Annotated in this window: 21 protein-coding genes; 10 read left to right on the forward strand and 11 right to left on the reverse strand. The window is 68.8% G+C overall.

The annotated features are described in order from the left end of the window. Positions 1-9: 9 nt before the first annotated feature. The 4 genes from HZS54_RS24805 to HZS54_RS24820 form a co-directional block, all read right to left on the reverse strand. The gene (locus tag HZS54_RS24805) at positions 10-693 is read right to left on the reverse strand and encodes a haloacid dehalogenase type II (RefSeq protein ID WP_179919742.1); all 684 of its coding nucleotides are present in this window, start codon (positions 691-693) and stop codon (positions 10-12) included. A 112-nt stretch (positions 694-805) separates the two neighbouring features. Continuing rightward, on the reverse strand, positions 806-1243 hold the full coding sequence (locus tag HZS54_RS24810) for a DUF8146 domain-containing protein (RefSeq protein ID WP_135365202.1): 438 nt from the start codon (positions 1241-1243) through the stop codon (positions 806-808). A gap of 244 nt (positions 1244-1487) precedes the next feature. Then, positions 1488-2111, reverse strand: coding sequence for an RPA family protein (locus HZS54_RS24815; protein WP_179919743.1), 624 nt, complete (start codon positions 2109-2111; stop codon positions 1488-1490). After that, positions 2112-3047: a replication factor A gene (locus HZS54_RS24820; RefSeq protein ID WP_179919744.1), complete on the reverse strand. Its 936-nt coding sequence runs from the start codon at positions 3045-3047 to the stop codon at positions 2112-2114. A 238-nt stretch (positions 3048-3285) separates the two neighbouring features. Here HZS54_RS24820 and HZS54_RS24825 point away from each other — a divergent pair, with 238 nt between their 5' ends. Together HZS54_RS24825 and HZS54_RS24830 are read left to right on the forward strand one after the other, a co-directional pair. Next, complete coding sequence (locus tag HZS54_RS24825; RefSeq protein WP_179919745.1) at positions 3286-3567, forward strand: DUF7091 family protein; 282 nt, start codon at positions 3286-3288, stop codon at positions 3565-3567. A gap of 52 nt (positions 3568-3619) precedes the next feature. Next, entirely contained in the window at positions 3620-4339 is a 720-nt protein-coding gene (locus HZS54_RS24830; RefSeq protein WP_179919746.1) for a helix-turn-helix domain-containing protein, read from the forward strand. Positions 4340-4389: 50 nt separating this feature from the next. On the opposite strand, the gene HZS54_RS24835 is transcribed toward HZS54_RS24830, so the two are convergent. Both HZS54_RS24835 and HZS54_RS24840 read right to left on the reverse strand, forming a co-directional pair. Continuing rightward, positions 4390-4746, reverse strand: coding sequence for a hypothetical protein (locus tag HZS54_RS24835; RefSeq protein WP_179919747.1), 357 nt, complete (start codon positions 4744-4746; stop codon positions 4390-4392). Further along, the gene (locus tag HZS54_RS24840) at positions 4739-5116 is read right to left on the reverse strand and encodes a MarR family transcriptional regulator (protein WP_179919748.1); all 378 of its coding nucleotides are present in this window, start codon (positions 5114-5116) and stop codon (positions 4739-4741) included. The genes HZS54_RS24835 and HZS54_RS24840 overlap by 8 nt, the downstream gene beginning before the upstream one ends. A 184-nt stretch (positions 5117-5300) precedes the next feature. Between HZS54_RS24840 and HZS54_RS24845 the strand changes: the two genes are divergently transcribed. Both HZS54_RS24845 and HZS54_RS24850 read left to right on the forward strand, forming a co-directional pair. Beyond that, positions 5301-6137, forward strand: coding sequence for an alpha/beta fold hydrolase (locus tag HZS54_RS24845; protein WP_179919749.1), 837 nt, complete (start codon positions 5301-5303; stop codon positions 6135-6137). 75 nt (positions 6138-6212) lie between these two features. Then, on the forward strand, positions 6213-7226 hold the full coding sequence (locus HZS54_RS24850; RefSeq protein WP_179919750.1) for a mannose-1-phosphate guanylyltransferase: 1014 nt from the start codon (positions 6213-6215) through the stop codon (positions 7224-7226). 18 nt (positions 7227-7244) lie between these two features. On the opposite strand, the gene HZS54_RS24855 is transcribed toward HZS54_RS24850, so the two are convergent. Further along, positions 7245-8369 carry a hypothetical protein gene (locus tag HZS54_RS24855; protein WP_179919751.1) on the reverse strand — a complete coding sequence of 375 codons (1125 nt, stop codon included), beginning with the start codon at positions 8367-8369 and terminating at the stop codon, positions 7245-7247. Positions 8370-8785: 416 nt separating this feature from the next. Here HZS54_RS24855 and HZS54_RS24860 point away from each other — a divergent pair, with 416 nt between their 5' ends. The 3 genes from HZS54_RS24860 to HZS54_RS24870 all read left to right on the forward strand — a co-directional run bounded on the left by HZS54_RS24860 (position 8786) and on the right by HZS54_RS24870 (position 9829). Further along, the gene (locus tag HZS54_RS24860) at positions 8786-9052 is read left to right on the forward strand and encodes an AbrB/MazE/SpoVT family DNA-binding domain-containing protein (protein ID WP_179919752.1); all 267 of its coding nucleotides are present in this window, start codon (positions 8786-8788) and stop codon (positions 9050-9052) included. Between the two features lie 2 nt (positions 9053-9054). Beyond that, positions 9055-9456, forward strand: a complete 402-nt coding sequence (locus HZS54_RS24865) for a PIN domain-containing protein (protein ID WP_179919753.1) — start codon at positions 9055-9057, stop codon at positions 9454-9456. Between the two features lie 142 nt (positions 9457-9598). Continuing rightward, positions 9599-9829 carry a hypothetical protein gene (locus HZS54_RS24870; RefSeq protein WP_179919754.1) on the forward strand — a complete coding sequence of 77 codons (231 nt, stop codon included), beginning with the start codon at positions 9599-9601 and terminating at the stop codon, positions 9827-9829. A gap of 28 nt (positions 9830-9857) precedes the next feature. Here HZS54_RS24870 and HZS54_RS24875 read toward each other — a convergent pair whose 3' ends face one another. The 3 genes from HZS54_RS24875 to HZS54_RS24885 form a co-directional block, all read right to left on the reverse strand. Continuing rightward, a complete protein-coding gene (locus HZS54_RS24875) occupies positions 9858-10643 on the reverse strand; it encodes an SDR family oxidoreductase (protein WP_179919755.1) in 786 nt (261 codons plus the stop codon). 169 nt (positions 10644-10812) lie between these two features. Then, a complete protein-coding gene (locus HZS54_RS24880; protein WP_179919756.1) occupies positions 10813-11268 on the reverse strand; it encodes a TRAM domain-containing protein in 456 nt (151 codons plus the stop codon). Positions 11269-11404: 136 nt separating this feature from the next. After that, complete coding sequence (locus tag HZS54_RS24885; protein WP_179919757.1) at positions 11405-11707, reverse strand: hypothetical protein; 303 nt, start codon at positions 11705-11707, stop codon at positions 11405-11407. 143 nt (positions 11708-11850) lie between these two features. On the opposite strand from HZS54_RS24885, the gene HZS54_RS24890 reads away from it, so the two are divergent. Then, positions 11851-12870 (forward strand): NADP-dependent oxidoreductase, encoded by a 1020-nt coding sequence (locus HZS54_RS24890; RefSeq protein WP_179919758.1) that lies wholly within the window; start codon positions 11851-11853, stop codon positions 12868-12870. 49 nt (positions 12871-12919) lie between these two features. On the opposite strand, the gene HZS54_RS24895 is transcribed toward HZS54_RS24890, so the two are convergent. After that, complete coding sequence (locus HZS54_RS24895) at positions 12920-14290, reverse strand: ATP-binding protein (RefSeq protein WP_179919759.1); 1371 nt, start codon at positions 14288-14290, stop codon at positions 12920-12922. 142 nt (positions 14291-14432) lie between these two features. Between HZS54_RS24895 and HZS54_RS24900 the strand changes: the two genes are divergently transcribed. Both HZS54_RS24900 and HZS54_RS24905 read left to right on the forward strand, forming a co-directional pair. After that, positions 14433-14657, forward strand: coding sequence for a hypothetical protein (locus tag HZS54_RS24900; protein ID WP_179919760.1), 225 nt, complete (start codon positions 14433-14435; stop codon positions 14655-14657). A 128-nt stretch (positions 14658-14785) separates the two neighbouring features. Next, the gene (locus HZS54_RS24905) at positions 14786-15925 is read left to right on the forward strand and encodes a thiolase family protein (RefSeq protein WP_179919761.1); all 1140 of its coding nucleotides are present in this window, start codon (positions 14786-14788) and stop codon (positions 15923-15925) included. Positions 15926-16132: the final 207 nt, after the last annotated feature.

Below are 16132 nucleotides of genomic sequence, written 5' to 3' on the forward strand. Positions count from 1 at the left end.
CCGCCGTTCTCACTCAGCCAGCGCGTCGACGAGGTCGTGAAAGGTCTCGATCGTCAGGTCCGGCCCGGGGCCGAACGTCTCCGGCGGGTCGCCCTTCCGGTCGACCCACACGCCCTGCATCCCGGCGTGGATCGCGCCCATCACGTCGAACCACAGCGCCGTGACGTGCGCCAGGTTCTCGGCCGGCTCGCCGACCCGCTCGGCCGCGTGACGGTACAGGTCGGCGTGGGGCTTGAACAGCTCCACCTCGTCGGCGCTGATGGTGTCCGCGATCAGGCCGTCGATGTCGGCGTGGTCGACCAGCGAGTCGAGCATCTCGGGATTCCCGTTTGAGAGGACGTAACAGTCGTAGCCCGCGCCGACGAGTCGCTCCAGCCCGTCGCGCACGTCGTCGAACACGTCGAGTTCGTGGTAGACGGCGAGGATCTCGTCGCGCTCGTCGGCCGAGAGGTCCGCGCCGGTCGCGTCGAGGGCGTACTGGAGCGCGTCGCGGTTCACTTCGTAGAACGGCCGGTAGGCGTCGACGTGGTTGGCGACCATCGTGTACTCCAGCGAGCGCGCCCGCCAGATCTCCGAGACGGGTTCCGGGTCGTCGACCCGCTCCGCGAGCGCCCGCTCGGCCGCGTCCACGTCTACGAGCGTGCTATACGAGTCGAACGTGAGCGCCGAGACGCGCCCCGGATCGAACGCCATACGGTAGCACACCACGCTCGCGAGTCATATAACGGCTCGGCTGGCGAGTGTGGAACCCGAGAGCGACGAGTGGAAAGTGAGAGAAGGGGAGAAGCGAAGAGAACGGACCGCGCTAGATCGACTCTTCGAAGTTGCCCAGGCGGTAGGAGGCCTCCTCGTCGTCCTCGCTGCCGTCGAGGTCTTCGAGCTGGACCACGTCCTCCTGGTCGTGTTCGTCGAGCTGCTGGCGCAGTTTCGTCACGTAGCGCTTGTGCTCCTCGAGCTGTTCGCGGAGGTGCTCGGCCTCGAGTTCGAGCCGCTCGTGCTCGCGGACGAAGCTCTTGGGGACTTCGACCTTCGGCGGGAAGCTCTCGGTGTCGCTCGTCGACGCGCTGGACTCGTTGAGCTGGTGTTCCGGTACCACCTCCACCTGCCCGTCGTGGGCGACGAGCATGTCGACGTAGTCCCGGAAGACCGCCGACAGCGAGAGATCCCGCTCGTCGGCAATTTCGCGGAGCGTCTCGAACTTGTCCTCGCTCACGCGAAAGGAGATGGTCTTGTTCTTACTCATTGCTCACCACTCGTTTCCCGTCCCACTTAATCATTTGTCAGACGATGGCACGAGACTCCGGCCTCTTGAAATAAATCGACTCGCCCGCCGTGTCGGCCGATATCCACCCGAACGGCGGAATCGAATCTGATAACCGGGCGACGATCGAGCGGTATCGCGCTGCCCGCCGGCGACCCCGTCGGCCACCGTGTCGTCTCAGCGCAAATGAATCGGATCGCGATGGGTCGCTACCGCGGGTCGCCCGTCAGGCGTCGGGTTCGGCGGCGACCGCTTCCTCGTCTTCGAGGCTCTCCAGCGCCTCGACGACCTGCCGCCGGTAGTCCTCGACCGGCAAGTCGTACTCCTCCTGGGCCATCGCGACGTACTCGTCGACGGCGGCGTCGCCGTCGTCGCCGGTCTGGTCGGTGTAGTGGTCGATCCGGTCGAGCGTGCGCTCGGCCGTCTCGACGACCCAGCGGTCCCGGGTCGCCGCGTCGACCTCGGTGATCGACTCCGGTCGAACGGAGACGTTCACCTCGCCGTCGTCGGTCTCGTAGGTGCGGGGCTTGCCGACCACGGAGATGTACGCCGGCGGTTCTAGCTCCCGCAGCATCGAGGCCGCGTCGGGCTGGTACTGACCCGCGTACATGTAGTAGCGGTCGCCGTTGGGGTCGATGACCTGCCCCTGCCAGTACTCGCTGTCGTCGCCCACGTCCTCGGTCTCCATGAGCGTCCCGACGAGGAACACGCGGTTGGCCCGCTCGCCCGTCGGGAGCAGCAGGTACACCGGCGCTCGCTCGTCGTCGCTCTCCTTGAACGTGTACGTCGCGTCGTTGAACTCGCCCGCGAACACGCGGCGGGCGACCTCGCGGGTGGGTGTCGTGGCCATCTATATCGACCTCGCTTTGATCAGCACGGCCTCTGCATCCGTCGGCTCGGAGAGTCGCTCGACCTCGTCGACCAGCACGTACCGACGGAACGTCGGTCCGGTGACGCGGTAGTACTTGCCCAAGAGATCCGCGCGCATTTCGTCGGCGACGACGGACGTGTCCAGTGCGTCCATCGCCATCTCCTGGGCCTCCTCCAGCGTGATGCCGGTCAGCGCCTCGGTGGCCTCCTGGTTAAACAGGATCTCGTGGACCTCCTCGCCGTCGTCGAGCACGCCCTTGATGCGGAGGTCGAACTCGCCCTCGACCTCGCCGTGTTCGTTACAGCGACCGTTCTGGAGGACGCGCGTGCAGTCCTCCTCGGGACAGCGCTTGATGAGCCCCGAGCCGGACTGGATGTCGACCAGCGCGCCCTCGACGCTCACGTCGTCGTCGCCGACCTCGATCTCCTCGTCGAGCTCCTCGATCACCGTCGTCCGGTTGAGCTTCACCGAGAACCGCCCCTCGTACTCGTCGGTCACGACGTTCCGGAGGTCGTAGACCTTCCCTTCTTCCAGCTCGGGGAGGTCGGACTTCGACCACTTGGTGAACTTGATCGTGCCCGTCTCGTCGCCGAACAGGCCGACCTGTGCCACGGCGTCGGAGTTGGCTTCCCACAGCTCCGTGACCTCGCCCTTGATGTCGACCCACTCCTCGGGGGCGTCGACATCGGCGACCTGGACGCGCTCGTTGCCGGAGCCGCCGCCGCCCAGCTCGTCGCGCTCCATCCCCGCCTCGTCGAGGTAGGTGTTGGTGACGCTCCGTCGGGCCTCCGAGAGGGGGACCCTGTACTCGTTGACCAGCGTGTCGAGACGCTCCTCCACGTCGTCGACCGAAAGGTCTAGCTGGTCCTCGAACTGTTCGTGTATCTCTGTCGCCTGGGTACGCAAATCCGTCATCTGTGTCGTTCCTGTCTCCGCGTTGTTTCGATGGGAGACATGCGTCTCTTGGTCGCCCCCGTATATAAACTCTCGGCCAGCGGGGTGAAAGTGGAAAGCGACGGAATAGGGGGACATACGTCCGGTTCTACAGCGAGTGTCGTCGACCAGTTGCTCGGCCTCGAGTGATCCAGCGGTTCCCAAATCGCTTCCCGAACGCCGACGGGGCTAAGGGCCACCCGAACTAACCGACGGCCAGATGGCAGACGACCGCATTGAGCGCGTCCTCCGGCAGAAGCTCCGGTCGGCGGGCCGCCAGATCGGCGAGGCCAAGCGCGCCTACAGACACGCCCGCCGCTCCGCGGAGGCGGATCTGCCCCACGGCGACGACGGGCGCGCGCGGATCGTCTGCCGGCGCTACGCCGAACGCCGCGCGGTCGAACTCGACCCCGAGCACCGGCCGGGCTGTTTCGACCCCCAGTCCCAGGACTGCCAGGGCTGCGTCGAGGACATCCGCTCGGGCGATATCGAGACGTGGTGAGCGCGGCGACGTTTTCCGACAGTGACTTGACACCCCGGGCCGATCTGTGGCTATGGCTCTCCGCGCCGAGTACGAGATCGGCTGCGACGCCCTCCCGCTGGTCGACGTGGCCGCGGCGGTGCCCGACGCGGCCATCGAACTCTCGATCGGGCTGGGCGAGGGGGAGCGGCCGCGCTTCACCGCGGTCGTGATCGCCGACACCGAAACGACCGCGGCCGTCGAAGAGGCCTTCGAGCGCACGGCGTTCGTCGGCGAGTACAGGCTCGTCGTCCGCGAGGGTGACACCAGCCGGTACACCATCGCGCCGGGCACGAGCATGGCCGAACAGCTCGGCGACCACCTCGACGATCTCGACGACCTGCGCGCGCTCTACGAGACGCCCGTCCAGATCGGGTTCATCCGCGCCACCCCGACGGGCTGGGTCCAGGCCGGCCGATTCGCCGACCGCGCCGCGTTCGACGAACTCCGGGAGTTCTGGCAACGCAACACCGGATTCCGGCTGCGCAAACTCACCCCCGTCGGCGACGACGCCGACGACCGGTTCGGTCCCGGCTCCGACGGCGACGGCCTCACCGACGCCCAGCGGGCGGCGATCCGGACCGCCAACCGACTGGGCTACTTCGAGATCCCGCGGACGGCGACGCTCGACGACGTGGCCGCGGAACTCGGCATCTCGGCGTCGTCGTGTTCCGAGCGGCTCCGCCGGGCACAGACCCACCTCGTCGAGACCCACGTCGAGGAGCGACCGCGACCTGTCGAACGGCCGCTCTGACCTCGGCCGTCGAGCGTATCGCTGCCGCCCGCTCCCGGTGAACTGATCGGTCAGTACCCTCCGGATACATCTCCGGAGAGGTACGCGACGCTCCGATCGACGACCCGGCGGGTGAACGCGTCGGTCACGGCCCCTTGCGTGTTCGCGACTGCGTCGTGTTTGACGGTCGCCAGCACCCACGGTGAACAGTACGACGTTCGGTCGGGGTCGGACCCCACCACCCAGTCCTCGTCGGTGATCCCGATGTTGTCCGGAAGATCACTCAGCGTCAATCCCGCACAGAGGTACTCTTCACCGGCGTACGGGATCGCGTCGGCGGAAAGCACCAGCCACGGTCGGGGGTCTCCACCGGTGTTGTAGGGGTCCGGCGCCCAGAGCACGTCGCCGGCCGCGAACCGGTCACTCATCGCGATGTTCGCGAGGGTCGACGGCGTGGTCCCGCCAGGCCGCCATCTCCGGCGTCTCGTCGTCAGCCTCGCGGTCCGCGAGCGCGGCGGCGGACTGGGTGGCCGCCGCATCCACGCTTCGGTCGTGGTCGCTGACGCGCCAGTAGTGCCCGCGGTGGTCGACGCGCCCACGCTCGCGCAGTCGGACGAGCGTCGGCCCGACGGACCCCGATTTCACGTCCGTCGCGTCCGCGATCTCGCTCTGCGTGTACGCCTTGTCCGGATTGTCCCGGAGAAAGGCGAGGATCGACGCCGCGTTCGTGCCCGGGGTCGGTCCGTCTCCATCCCCGTCGGCACCCAGTCGCTCGAATCGATCCGTACTGATCGGCATACCGGTGATAGTGTATCGCGAGTATTGAATGTATTGTTGTATCTGATGTATCGAACGTATCAACGAACCCGCCAGTACGGCCCGCGCGACTCGGCGTCGGGAAGAGGTGCTGCGGAACTGGCCTAAAAACGGCCGCACGACTGAGAGTCAGGCGTAGCCCCGCGACCCCACAACGAGGACTCCCATGCCGACGACAGGCACAGCGACCGCAGCGGACGGTATCGAGGTCGAGTACGAACGCCATGGCGACGGCCAGCCCGTCGTCCTCCTGCACGGCGGGATGGCCCCCCGGCAGTACTGGCAACCGGTCCTACCACATCTGGAGGGGTACGCCGCGGTCGTTCCCCAACGCCGGGGTTTCGGGACCTGTCTCGACGACCCCGAGGAGACCGGCCCCGACGAGGTACTGGAGCGGGAAGTCGCGTACACTCGCGCGCTCGTGGAAGACCTCGACGGCGAGAGCGACGAACCGCCGGTCCTGCTCGGCCACTCCTTCGGCGCGCTCACCGCGATCGAGGCCGCGCGAGGCCTCACCGCCGACGGCGAATCCGATGCCATCGAAGCCGTCGTCGCCTACGAGCCCGCGATTCTCCCCGAGGCGTTCGCCGAGCACGCCGACCTGGCCGACCGAATGGCGGCCCGCCTCGACGACGGCGACCGCGAGGGCGCGATGAAGCTCTACGTCGAGCAGGTCGTCCTCGCCGGGGAGGTCGAGGATCTGGACGGCTGGCTGGCCGAGTGGCCCGTCTGGCCCGACTGCGTCGCCCTCGTCGAGGAAGTGGTCCGGATGAACCGCGCCGTCGAACGCTACGAGTTGCCCGACCGGCTCGACGTGGACGCGCCCGCACTCGTCCTCGCGGGGACCGAGGGACCCGATTTCCTCCGCGAGAGCGCGCGGAACGTTCACGGCGCGCTCCCGTCGAGCCGGCTCGTCGAGTTCGACGGTGTCAGCCACTCCGGCCCCTCGGAAGCGCCCGAGCGAACCGTCGCCGAGGTGCGCGCGTTCCGCGACGCGCACTGATCGACACGACGAACCGTCACCGACACGCCCGCCGCGACCGGCGGCTATTTTTCCCGCCCGCTCCACCGACCGCACATGACCGACACCGTCGTCGCCGTCGTCCTCGCGGGCGGCACCGGCACCCGCCTCTACCCCGCCAGCCGCAGCGACCGTCCCAAGCAGTTCCTCCCGCTCGGCGGCGACCGCTCGCTGCTCGCCGAGACCGTCGACCGCGCCGGCTTCGCCGACGAGGTGTACGTCCTCACTCGTCCCGACCTGGCCGACCAGGTCCGCGAACACGCCCCGAGCGCGGGCGTCCTCACCGAACCGGAACCGAAGGACACGGGACCCGCACTCGCCTACGCCGCCCACCGCGTCCGCGAGCAGGTCGGCGACTGCACCCTCGTGTGTCTCCCCAGCGACCACCACGTCGACGGCGACTTCGCCGGAACGATGGCCGACGCCGCCGCCGTCGCCGCCGAGACGGACTCGCTCGTGACCGTCGGCGTCGAACCCACGCGCCCGGAAACCGGCTACGGCTACATCAAGCCCGGTGACGAGTCGGAGACCGCGGACGGGCGCACCTACTACCCCGTCGAGAAGTTCACGGAGAAACCCGATCAGGGCGCGGCGATGCGGTATCGCCACCACGGCTACTACTGGAACGCCGGGATGTTCGCCTGGACGCCCGACGCCTTCCTCCGGGAGGCCGCCGACGGCGAACTCGCCCCGCTGGTCGACGCGCTCGACGCGGGCAACCCCGAAGCCGGGTTCGACGCCGTCGACCCGGTGAGCGTCGACTACGCGGTGATGGAGGCCACCGATTCGGCCGCGCTCGTGCCGGCGACCTTCGAGTGGGACGACCTGGGCGCCTGGGACGCCGTCGAGCGCGTCCTCGACGCCGACGCGGACGGCAACGTCGCGCTCGGCGACGCGCTCACGATCGACGCCGAGAACACCGTCGTCGCCACCGACGGCCACGCCAGCGTCGTCGGCGTCGAGGACCTCGTCGTCGCCTCGTACGGCGACCGCACGCTCGTCGTCCCAAAGGACCAGGCCCAGCGGGTGCGCGAGGTAGTCGCCGAACTGCGGGACGACGACCTGTTTTGAGACGCGGGCGGTCCCGGGTTAGACCGGCTCCAGCCCCGCGACCAGCCGCCGGAACGTCTCGCCGTCGAGCTGCCGAGACGCCCCCGCGACGACAGCGTAGGTGACGCCGTCCTCGGTCCAGACCCCCTCCCAGGCGCCGAACTCCTCGGTCAGCGCCGCATAGTGGACGCGCTCGCCCCGGAGTTCGATCGCCTCCCTGGTTTCGGCGGGCTGGTCGGCCGGTTCGGGTGGCACGTCGGGCCCGAGATCGCTGTCGGGGGCCGCCGCGGTGATCCAGAGGTGGTCGCTCCCGTTGCGCTCGTGGCGGAAGACGGCCTCCACGGCCCCGCTGTCGGGGAACGTCGCCGCGGAGTCGAGCGCGTAGTCCACACCAGGCTCGTCGTCGCCAGGGACGAGCAGTTCTGGGTCCACGTCGCCGAGTGCCACCGGCGAACACGGCACGCTCTCGTCGTACGGTCGGGCGATCCCGTGGACCCACAGCCCGTGGGGCACCCCCACCGCCGGACAACGGTAGCGGGCCCAGTAGTTCAGTCGGTGGAAGGGGACCTGCCGGATGGGGGTCGATTTCGAGTCGACCGCGGGTTCCAGCCCGTCGAGCAGCCCTTCGAGTTCGGCGTCGTCGAACGCGCCCTCCAGCACGGACACCTCGACCTGCGTGCGCGCCCGCTGGGTACAGGCGCCCCGGTTGCCCTTGTAGTCGGTCCCGAGGAAGCCGACGGCGTCGCCCGCCTCGACCGGCGTCGGATCCTCGGTGCCCCACAGCGGCGCGACGCTGGCGGCCGGCGGCGCCCAGTCGTAGCAGAACTGCTTGATCCGCAACTCGCGGCCCTCACCCGCCACGACGGCCCGGACCGCCGAGGGGTTCCCGTGGCTGTGCGGCGTCTGTCCGATGTCCGCGGCGTCCAGCCCTTCGGGCCGCCCCGGCGGCTGCTCCGGCCGGATCGTCGTCTCGCGAACCGCGCAGTCGTCTGGGAGCCACCCAGGCTCGAACACGACGAAGTTGGCGCCGGCCTGCGCGTCCGCTGGTGTTGTCTCCCGCGGCGGCTCGGCCGCCACCGCGTCGGTCAGTCGGATCTCCGGTCCCGCAGTCCGCCAGTCGGTGCCGGCGGCCGGACTCGAATCGTTCGCTCGCTCGTCGCTCATACCCGATCGGGGGGTCGCCGTCCCCAAAATCGTTCGCTGAATCGCGTTTTTGTAAGGAGAGTTGACAGTGAGGTGGCGAGCTTGACGCGTTCAGGACAGGCGAGGACTGTTGCAGTTGCGGTGGGCGGTGGACGGTACGGTTGGTGCATGCTGTCGAGCAGTGCGAGGCGCGACTTCGGAGCGCCTCGATGCGAACGGCTCCGCCGTGAGCGTACACGCGTCGTGGCGGGCCGCTCGAACGAGCCGTGCGAGGTCTTTGGAGCGTGCGACCGAAGGCTCGTCAGAGCGGGCTCCGGCAGTGGGTGAGAAGCGCAGGACAGTCGTTACCGCGGGGGTCGGAGAAGTAATACGCACGGGAAATTCCACAGAACTACGGGAATATTTTTGTAGGTTCCCGGGCGATACGTACATACGCTATGTCGAAGTCGACAGACGAACGGGGGCGGATCTACCTCCCGAAGGAAGTCCGTGAGCGGTTCGGTGACCAGTATCGCATCGTCGAACTCCCGAGTCACGTCGCGCTCTTCCCTGTCGACGAGGACCCGTTGGACGGCCTCCGAGCGGCTGTTGGCGATGCGTTCGCAGAGACGGAGGCCGACGAGCTGAAAGCGGAGGCGCGCGAGGCGATCTCCCGAGAAGTTCGATCGGAAGCACGAGACCGGCCGCAGGACGGCGCAGAGTAGCTGTGTACGTAGAAACTGACTTCCTCACCGCGCTCGTAAAAGACGACGACTGGCTCCAGAACGCCGCTGTCCGCGCGCTCGAAGAGCACGAGGATATCCATACCTCGATACTCGCGTACGCCGAGGTCTTGGTGTTGTTCTACGACCGCGAAGCCGCCGAGTACGATATCGATGCACCGAGGGCGATCACCAATCTGCTCGAACTGGTGCCCATCCGACCGAAAGAACACGAGGACGCGGTGCTGGCCGCCGCGGCGTTCCTCGACGAGTACGATCTGACCCCGTTCGATGCACTCCACGCCGGGCTCGTCACGACCGGCGAAGAGCGTGTCTGTTCCACCGAACAGGATTACGACACTGTCGGCCTCGACCGCACACCGTTAGAACCCGAATCCTCCGGGTGACCCCATAGAGCCCATAGAGCGCTTTGTTTTCGGAGCGTATGCGCGTCGTCGACACGGCAGAGAGGTACGCACACCGAATCGAATCTGATTCGCCGAGACCGCCGCAACCCTCATATCCCACCGATGACAACCGCCGGGCAACATGGACCCCGCGGTTCGTTTCTGGCTGCTGATCCTCGCGTTCGCCGGGGCGATCTCGGCGGCGATCCTGCTGGTCGTCTCGGCGTTTCTGCCGGGGTCGATCCTCGGGACCGCCGACTCGGTCGGCTACGTCGTCTCCGTGTTCGTCGCGCTGATCTCGCTGGGGCTGCTCGTCTGGTCGCTGACGGCGGACACCGACGGACAGAGCGGCGGATCGCCCGGAACCCGGTGACGATGACCGACGAGCCGGTCACCCCGCCTTAGCTCCGCATCGCCCCGCCGTCGATGGGCAGCGCCGTCCCCGACACGAAACTCGCGCGCGGGCTGGCGAGGAACGCGACCACGTCGCCGAGCTCCTGCGGGTCGCCGATCCGCCCCAGCGGGACCGACGAGCCCTTGTCCGCGAGCCCCTCCTCGTAGCTCCCGTAGTCGCCCCGTTCGACGCCGTCCTCGATGAGCTCCTCGATACGGGCGGTCTCGTGGGCGCCCGGCAGGACGGCGTTGACCCGCACGTCCGGCGCGAACTCCCGCGCCTGGGTCTTGACCATCCCGATGACCGCACGGCGGACCGCGTTCGAGAGGACCAGGTCGTCGATGACCTCCCGGACCGAGCGGGAGGTGATCGCCGTGATCGAGCCCTGGTCGGACTCGGCCAGGTGGGGGTGGGCAAACCGGGTGGTCCACACCGCCGACATGACGAGCGTGTCGTAGGCGCCGTACCAGTCGTCGTCGTCCATCTCCAGGAACGCGCCGCTGGGCGGGCCGCCGGCGCTCATCACGACCTGGTCGATCCCGCCGAACTCGTCGGCGACCTGCTCGACATAGGCCTCGACCTCCGTCCGGTCGGTCAGGTCGACCTGCACGGCGAGCACGTCGCCGTCGCCGAGCGACTGGAGTTCCGCCTCGGCCGATTCGAGGTGCGATTCGGTGCGGCCGCAGATAGCCACGTCCGCGCCCTCGCGGGCGAGGGCCTTCGCGCTCGCGAGACCGAGCCCGCTCGAACTGGCCGTCGTCAGTGCCGCGCTGCCGTCGAGTTGCAGATCCATACGCGTGGGCTGGGACCGAGGCGTGAAAGAACCGGGCGGTTCCGGACCGCAGTCGGTCGGTCGCGAGGGCGGTGCCCGACGGTTCGGACGAGCGATACGGAACAAAACGGAACGGAACGGAACTGCAACGTCGCGACTGTCCAGGCTGAAGCGCCGGCCGCGGCGGGGGTTACGAGCCCCAGAAGTTGTCGCGGCTGCCGAGGCGCTCGCGGTCGTCTTCGTCCGCTTCGTCGGTCTCGTCGTCCGCGTCGTCGGCTTCGCTCTCGGCTTCCTCGCCCTCCTCGTCGGGGTCGTCGGGGAGGCGTTCGAGCTCGTCGGCGCGGGCGTGGTTCGAGCGGACCTTGGTGATCTTCACCTTCGCGCGGGCCGGCGGCAGGACGCCGTCGACCATGATGATGAAGCCGTCCTCGGTGCGGCCGACGCCGGCGCCGCTCTCGTGGATGTCCTCGACTTCGACCACGACCTCCTCGCCGGGCTTGACGGGTTGACTCTTGAGGTCCTCGATCGGCTGGTTGTAGTGATTGCACCACTCGGCGCCGCCGCGGTCACCGTAGTGCGTACAGCCCATCCCCTCGATGCGCTCCTGGAAACTGGGGCACTCGTCCGCGAGTGGACAGTCGGGCATGACCCAGAATAGCGCTGGGGCCAAGTAAACGCTTGCGCTCTCGCCGCTGCGGCCGAAATCGCCGGTTCGATCCGCCGAACGACCGTTCTCGTCCCCCTGCCGCCGGTCTGGCGGTCCGGGACGCCGCGGGCCCCAGTTAGCCGTCGGGCCGCACGTCCTCGCCCGCGCCCTCCGCCCCGTCGGGGTCGATCCCGAGCGTATTCCCCGTCTCGATATGGGCAACTCCGTCGACCTCGCAGACCGCCCCGACGCGCTCGTGGGGGACGGTCGCCTTCAGCGTCCGGAACTGCAGTTCCGCCTCGACGGTCCCACCGGCCGCCTCGGCCGCGGCGGCCACCTCGTCGGTCGTCGCGTCGTCGGCGACTTCCAGCAGCAGCGTCACCGATTCGCCCTCGACCGGGCCGTCGCGGATCGTTCGCACCGCCGGCGAGAGATACATGTCGGCCCGTTCGACCCTCGTCGCCGAAACGCTGCCGATCCCGGCGGGCGCCGGCCGACGGCACCGCGACGAGGAAACTGGAAATCAGTTTACTGTGCCCGGAAGTCGCGGGACCTTTCCGGACCACGTCCGTACCGGGAGCCATGCGAGACCAGAACAGGCAGTTCCGCCTGGCGAAGCGACCCGAGGGGAAACCGGACCACGACACGTTCGACCTCGTGGAGACGGACGTGCCCGACCCCGGCCCGGGCGAGGCGCTCGTCCGCACCCGCTATCTCTCGGTCGACCCGTACATGCGCGGTCGGATGAGCGCCGGCGAGTCCTACGCCGACCCCTGGGAGGTGGGCGACCCGCTCCGGGGCGGCGTCGTCGGCGAGGTCGTCGAATCGAACGGCGCCGGCTTCGAGGCGGGCGACATCGTGACCGGCGACCTCCAGTGGGCCGACTACGCCACCGCGCCCGGGACCGCGCTGCGGGCGGTCGACCCGGACCTGGGTCCGGTCTCGACGGCGCTGGGCGTCCTCGGCATGCCCGGCCGGACCGCCTACTTCGGGGTCCGCGAGGTGGCCGAACCCGGCCCCAGCGACACGTTCGTCGTCACCGGCGCCGCGGGCGCGGTCGGCTCCGTCGCCGGCCAGATCGCGAGTCTCGCCGGCGCTCGCGTCGTCGGCTTCGCCGGCTCGGCGGAGAAAGTCGCGTTCCTCGAGGACGAGCTGGGCTTCGACGCCGGGATCGACTACAGCGCGACCGACGACTACGGCGCGGCGCTGGACGAGGCGGCGCCCGACGGCGTCGACGCCTACTTCGACAACGTCGGCGGGCCGATCACCGACGCGGTCTTCGACCGGCTGAACGTCGACGCCCGCGTCGCCGTCTGCGGCCAGATATCGCTGTACAACGCCACCGAACGGCCGACCGGCCCGCGCAAGCTCCCCGGGCTCGTCAGCAAGCGGGCCCGCGTCGAGGGCTTCCTCGTGGGCGACTTCGCGCCGCGGTTCGAGGCCGCAACCGAGCGGCTGGCCGAGTGGGTCGCGAGCGGCGACCTGCAGTACCGCGAGACCGTCACCGAGGGGCTGGAGTCGGCGCCCGACGCCTTCCTCGGACTGTTCGAGGGCGAGAACGTCGGCAAACAGCTGGTGCGAGTCAGCGAACCGGACGAGTAGCGGTCGCGCTTCGGGCCGGGACGGCCGTCACGGTCCCGACGAACCGCGCTCAGTCGTCGTGAGAGTGGTCGTGGTCGTGGGAGTGCCCGCCGTCCGAGGCGGCGTCGTTGGTTCCGGAGATGTCGCCGCCGGCGACCAGGGCGTCGTGGTCGCCCTCGATCATGTCCATGTTCTTGAGGTTGTCCCGCTCCTCGAAGCCCGCGACGGCGTCCATCAGGTCCTGCTGGGTGAGCGTCGTCCGCTCCTCGGTCAGGGCGTCGAGGACGGCCTCGCGCAACACGAGTCGGAGGTCCGAACCGGTCAGCCCCTCGGTCTGGCGGGCGACCTCCATCGGGTCGAAGTCGTCGATCTCCATCTCGCGGGTGACGACTTCGAGGATGTCGGCCCGCATCTGGTCGTCCGGTTTCGGGAAGTTGACGATCTCGTCGAAGCGGCGCCAGGCCGCCGCGTCGAGCTGGTCGGGGTGGTTGGTCGCGCCGATCAGCAGCACCTCGTGCTCGATGAGGCTCACCTCGTCGATGCTCTTGAGGAGGGTGTTGACGGCGCGTTTGATCGCGGCGTGCTCGTCGCTGGCGCGGGTCTTGGCGACGAAGTCGAACTCGTCCATGAAGAGGATACACGGCGAGAGCCGGGTGGCGACCTCGAACACCTTCTCGACGTTCTTGGCCGTCTCGCCGAGGTACTGGGAGGTGATCATCGAGAGTTTGACCTCGACGAACGGGAGGTCGAGTTCGCTGGCGAGCGCGCGGGCGACGGAGGTCTTCCCGGTGCCCGGCGGGCCGACGAACAGCAGTTTCCCGATCTCCCGGAGGCCGATCTGGGCGAGGTAGTCGCGGTGCTCGATGGCCTTGACGATCTTGTGGATCTCCCCCTCCTGGTCGGCGGTGAGCACGAGGTCGTCCATGCTCATCTCGACCTCCTCGGGGGCGCGGATGTCGACGAGGTCGAGCATCTCCTGTTCGTCCTCGTCGTCCTCGTCGAAGTACTCCTCGAGGAGCTGGTCGATCCAGACCCGGTCGGCCCGGACCGGTCGGTTCTCCGCGCGGGCGTGCTCGTAGTCGGCGCCGTCGATCCGGTCCTCGTAGACGTTCGCGAGGACGGGATTGTCGTTGAGGTGGTCGGCGTCGACCCGGTCGAGGAACCACTCCTCGGCCATGTCCTCGTCGGTGAAGGTGATCGTGCCCGAGAAGTCGTCCCGGTCGGTGAACATCAGCCCCGATATCGCCTCCCAGGGCCGGTCCACGTCGGTCGCCTCTCGGGCCGTCGTCGTCGTGGCCGAGAGCGGGCGCTCGATCTCCCCGTCGCTCCAGAAGACCGCCCGGTAGGCGGGCGGCAGATCGTCGGCGTCGAGGTCGCGGTTGTCGCTGTAGGCCTGCGCCGTCAGCACGAACTCCACGACCGCAAGCTCCGGATCGCTCATTCCCACCGAGATTCGTCCCCCGACCGGATAAGTCTCGCGAACCGTCCCCGCCGTCTGAATATTGCCGGTGCTCGGGAACGACAGGTAACTGATACGTCTCGTCACGTTTATGTCCCCGGGGAAACGACAGGCCGGACGAACCATGGACGAGGTCCTCGAAGTTGCGGAAGTCGCGACCGACTTCGGACTAGGGGGCGTGTTCCGGATGATACTCGGGCTCGTCGGGTTCCTGCTGGTCCTCGGCGGCCTGGGGCTGTGGCTGCTGACCGACATGGGCCTGCTCGTGCTCCCGGCGGTCCTGCTGGTCGTCGGCGTCCTGCTGATGGTCGCCCCGGTCGTGCTGTTCGTCGTCGGCGACCTGCTGTGAGACCCGGCGCCCGGCCGCTGTCGCGGCTCGACGGTCGGGCCGCCGTCGCGGTCCGGCGTCCGAGAAACTCCGCGCGACGCGTCGGTCGTTTGTGAGGACTTAACACGTCGCGGCCCCACTCGGGATCCATGAGCGACGCGACACCGGTCATCGTGCAGGCGCGGCGGACACCGCAGGGCAAGGAAGACGGCGCCCTCGCGGACGTGCGCAGCGAGGACCTGTCGGTCCCGCTGGTGAACGAGATGCTCGCCGACACCGGCCTGGCGAGCGAGCAGGTCGACGACCTGCTGTGGGGCTGCGCCCAGCAGCGCGACGAGCAGGGCAACAACGTGGCCCGCGTGATCGCCCTGCTCTCGGATCTGGGCGAGCACGTGCCGGCCGCGACCATCAACCGCTGGTGCGCCTCCTCGGCGGAGGCGATCATGCGCGGCGCCGACGCCATCGCCGCCGGGCAACGGGACTGCGTCATCGCCGGCGGCGTCGAGTCGATGAGCCGCGTCGAACTCGGGCAGAACACCCACAACGTCCACCCGCGGCTGGCCGAACTGTACAACATCGGCGAGCTCCAGATGGGCATGACCGCCGAGAAGGTCGCCGAGGAGTACGGCGTGAGCCGCGAGGATCAGGACGAGTTCGCCCTCCGCAGCCACCAGCGCGCCGCCGACGCGACGGACTCGGGCCGGTTCGGCGACGAGATCGTCCCCGTCGAGACCGACGAGGGGACCGTCGACGAGGACGAGGGCATCCGCCGGGACACCTCCTTGGAGACCCTCTCGGGGCTGCCCACCGTCTTCAAGAGCGAGGGGACGATCACGCCGGGCAACGCCTCCCAGATCTCCGACGGCGCCTCGGGGACGATGATAACCTCCCGCGCCTTCGCCGACGAACACGGACTGGACGTGCTCGCCGAGGTGGGCGACCACATGGTCGCGGGCGTCGACCCGACGATCATGGGCGTCGGCCCGGTCCCGGCGGTCCGGAAGCTCTGCGAGCGGACCGGCCGCGACACCGACGACTACGACCTGGTCGAACTGAACGAAGCGTTCGCCAGTCAGGCGCTGTACTGCCAGCGCGAGCTCGGCTTCGACGACGACATCTACAACGTCAACGGCGGCGCCATCGCCATCGGCCACCCGCTCGGCGCCTCCGGCGCGCGCCTGCCCGTCACGCTGATCCACGAGATGAACCGCCGTGGCGCCGACCTGGGGCTGGCGACGGAGTGCGTCGGCTTCGGCCAGGGGGCGGCCATCGAGTTCTCGCTGCCCTAACGTCCGCGCGCCACCGGCGCGCGGTTCACCGGGCCGAGCATCGCGAGGCCCGCTTTTTGCCCCATCTTTTTCGAGGAGTGGTGCCCGCAGCGAGCGCAGCGAGTGAGGACACCCGACGAGAAAAAGGTGGTCGCGCCAGGGCGCGGCCATCGAGTTCTCGCTGCCCTAACGTCCGCGCGCCACCGGCGCGCGGTTCACCGGTCGCGA

It is taken from the genome of Halosimplex pelagicum (genome assembly GCF_013415905.1).
Lineage (GTDB): Archaea > Halobacteriota > Halobacteria > Halobacteriales > Haloarculaceae > Halosimplex > Halosimplex pelagicum.

Coding starts and splice junctions, on each gene's coding strand:
- HZS54_RS24805 (WP_179919742.1), bottom strand. CDS start 693: ATGGCGTTCGATCCGGGGCGCGTCTCGGCGCTCACGTTCGACTCGTAT.
- HZS54_RS24810 (WP_135365202.1), bottom strand. CDS start 1,243: ATGAGTAAGAACAAGACCATCTCCTTTCGCGTGAGCGAGGACAAGTTC.
- HZS54_RS24815 (WP_179919743.1), bottom strand. CDS start 2,111: ATGGCCACGACACCCACCCGCGAGGTCGCCCGCCGCGTGTTCGCGGGC.
- HZS54_RS24820 (WP_179919744.1), bottom strand. CDS start 3,047: ATGACGGATTTGCGTACCCAGGCGACAGAGATACACGAACAGTTCGAG.
- HZS54_RS24825 (WP_179919745.1), top strand. CDS start 3,286: ATGGCAGACGACCGCATTGAGCGCGTCCTCCGGCAGAAGCTCCGGTCG.
- HZS54_RS24830 (WP_179919746.1), top strand. CDS start 3,620: ATGGCTCTCCGCGCCGAGTACGAGATCGGCTGCGACGCCCTCCCGCTG.
- HZS54_RS24835 (WP_179919747.1), bottom strand. CDS start 4,746: ATGAGTGACCGGTTCGCGGCCGGCGACGTGCTCTGGGCGCCGGACCCC.
- HZS54_RS24840 (WP_179919748.1), bottom strand. CDS start 5,116: ATGCCGATCAGTACGGATCGATTCGAGCGACTGGGTGCCGACGGGGAT.
- HZS54_RS24845 (WP_179919749.1), top strand. CDS start 5,301: ATGCCGACGACAGGCACAGCGACCGCAGCGGACGGTATCGAGGTCGAG.
- HZS54_RS24850 (WP_179919750.1), top strand. CDS start 6,213: ATGACCGACACCGTCGTCGCCGTCGTCCTCGCGGGCGGCACCGGCACC.
- HZS54_RS24855 (WP_179919751.1), bottom strand. CDS start 8,369: ATGAGCGACGAGCGAGCGAACGATTCGAGTCCGGCCGCCGGCACCGAC.
- HZS54_RS24860 (WP_179919752.1), top strand. CDS start 8,786: ATGTCGAAGTCGACAGACGAACGGGGGCGGATCTACCTCCCGAAGGAA.
- HZS54_RS24870 (WP_179919754.1), top strand. CDS start 9,599: ATGGACCCCGCGGTTCGTTTCTGGCTGCTGATCCTCGCGTTCGCCGGG.
- HZS54_RS24875 (WP_179919755.1), bottom strand. CDS start 10,643: ATGGATCTGCAACTCGACGGCAGCGCGGCACTGACGACGGCCAGTTCG.
- HZS54_RS24880 (WP_179919756.1), bottom strand. CDS start 11,268: ATGCCCGACTGTCCACTCGCGGACGAGTGCCCCAGTTTCCAGGAGCGC.
- HZS54_RS24885 (WP_179919757.1), bottom strand. CDS start 11,707: ATGTATCTCTCGCCGGCGGTGCGAACGATCCGCGACGGCCCGGTCGAG.
- HZS54_RS24890 (WP_179919758.1), top strand. CDS start 11,851: ATGCGAGACCAGAACAGGCAGTTCCGCCTGGCGAAGCGACCCGAGGGG.
- HZS54_RS24895 (WP_179919759.1), bottom strand. CDS start 14,290: ATGAGCGATCCGGAGCTTGCGGTCGTGGAGTTCGTGCTGACGGCGCAG.
- HZS54_RS24900 (WP_179919760.1), top strand. CDS start 14,433: ATGGACGAGGTCCTCGAAGTTGCGGAAGTCGCGACCGACTTCGGACTA.
- HZS54_RS24905 (WP_179919761.1), top strand. CDS start 14,786: ATGAGCGACGCGACACCGGTCATCGTGCAGGCGCGGCGGACACCGCAG.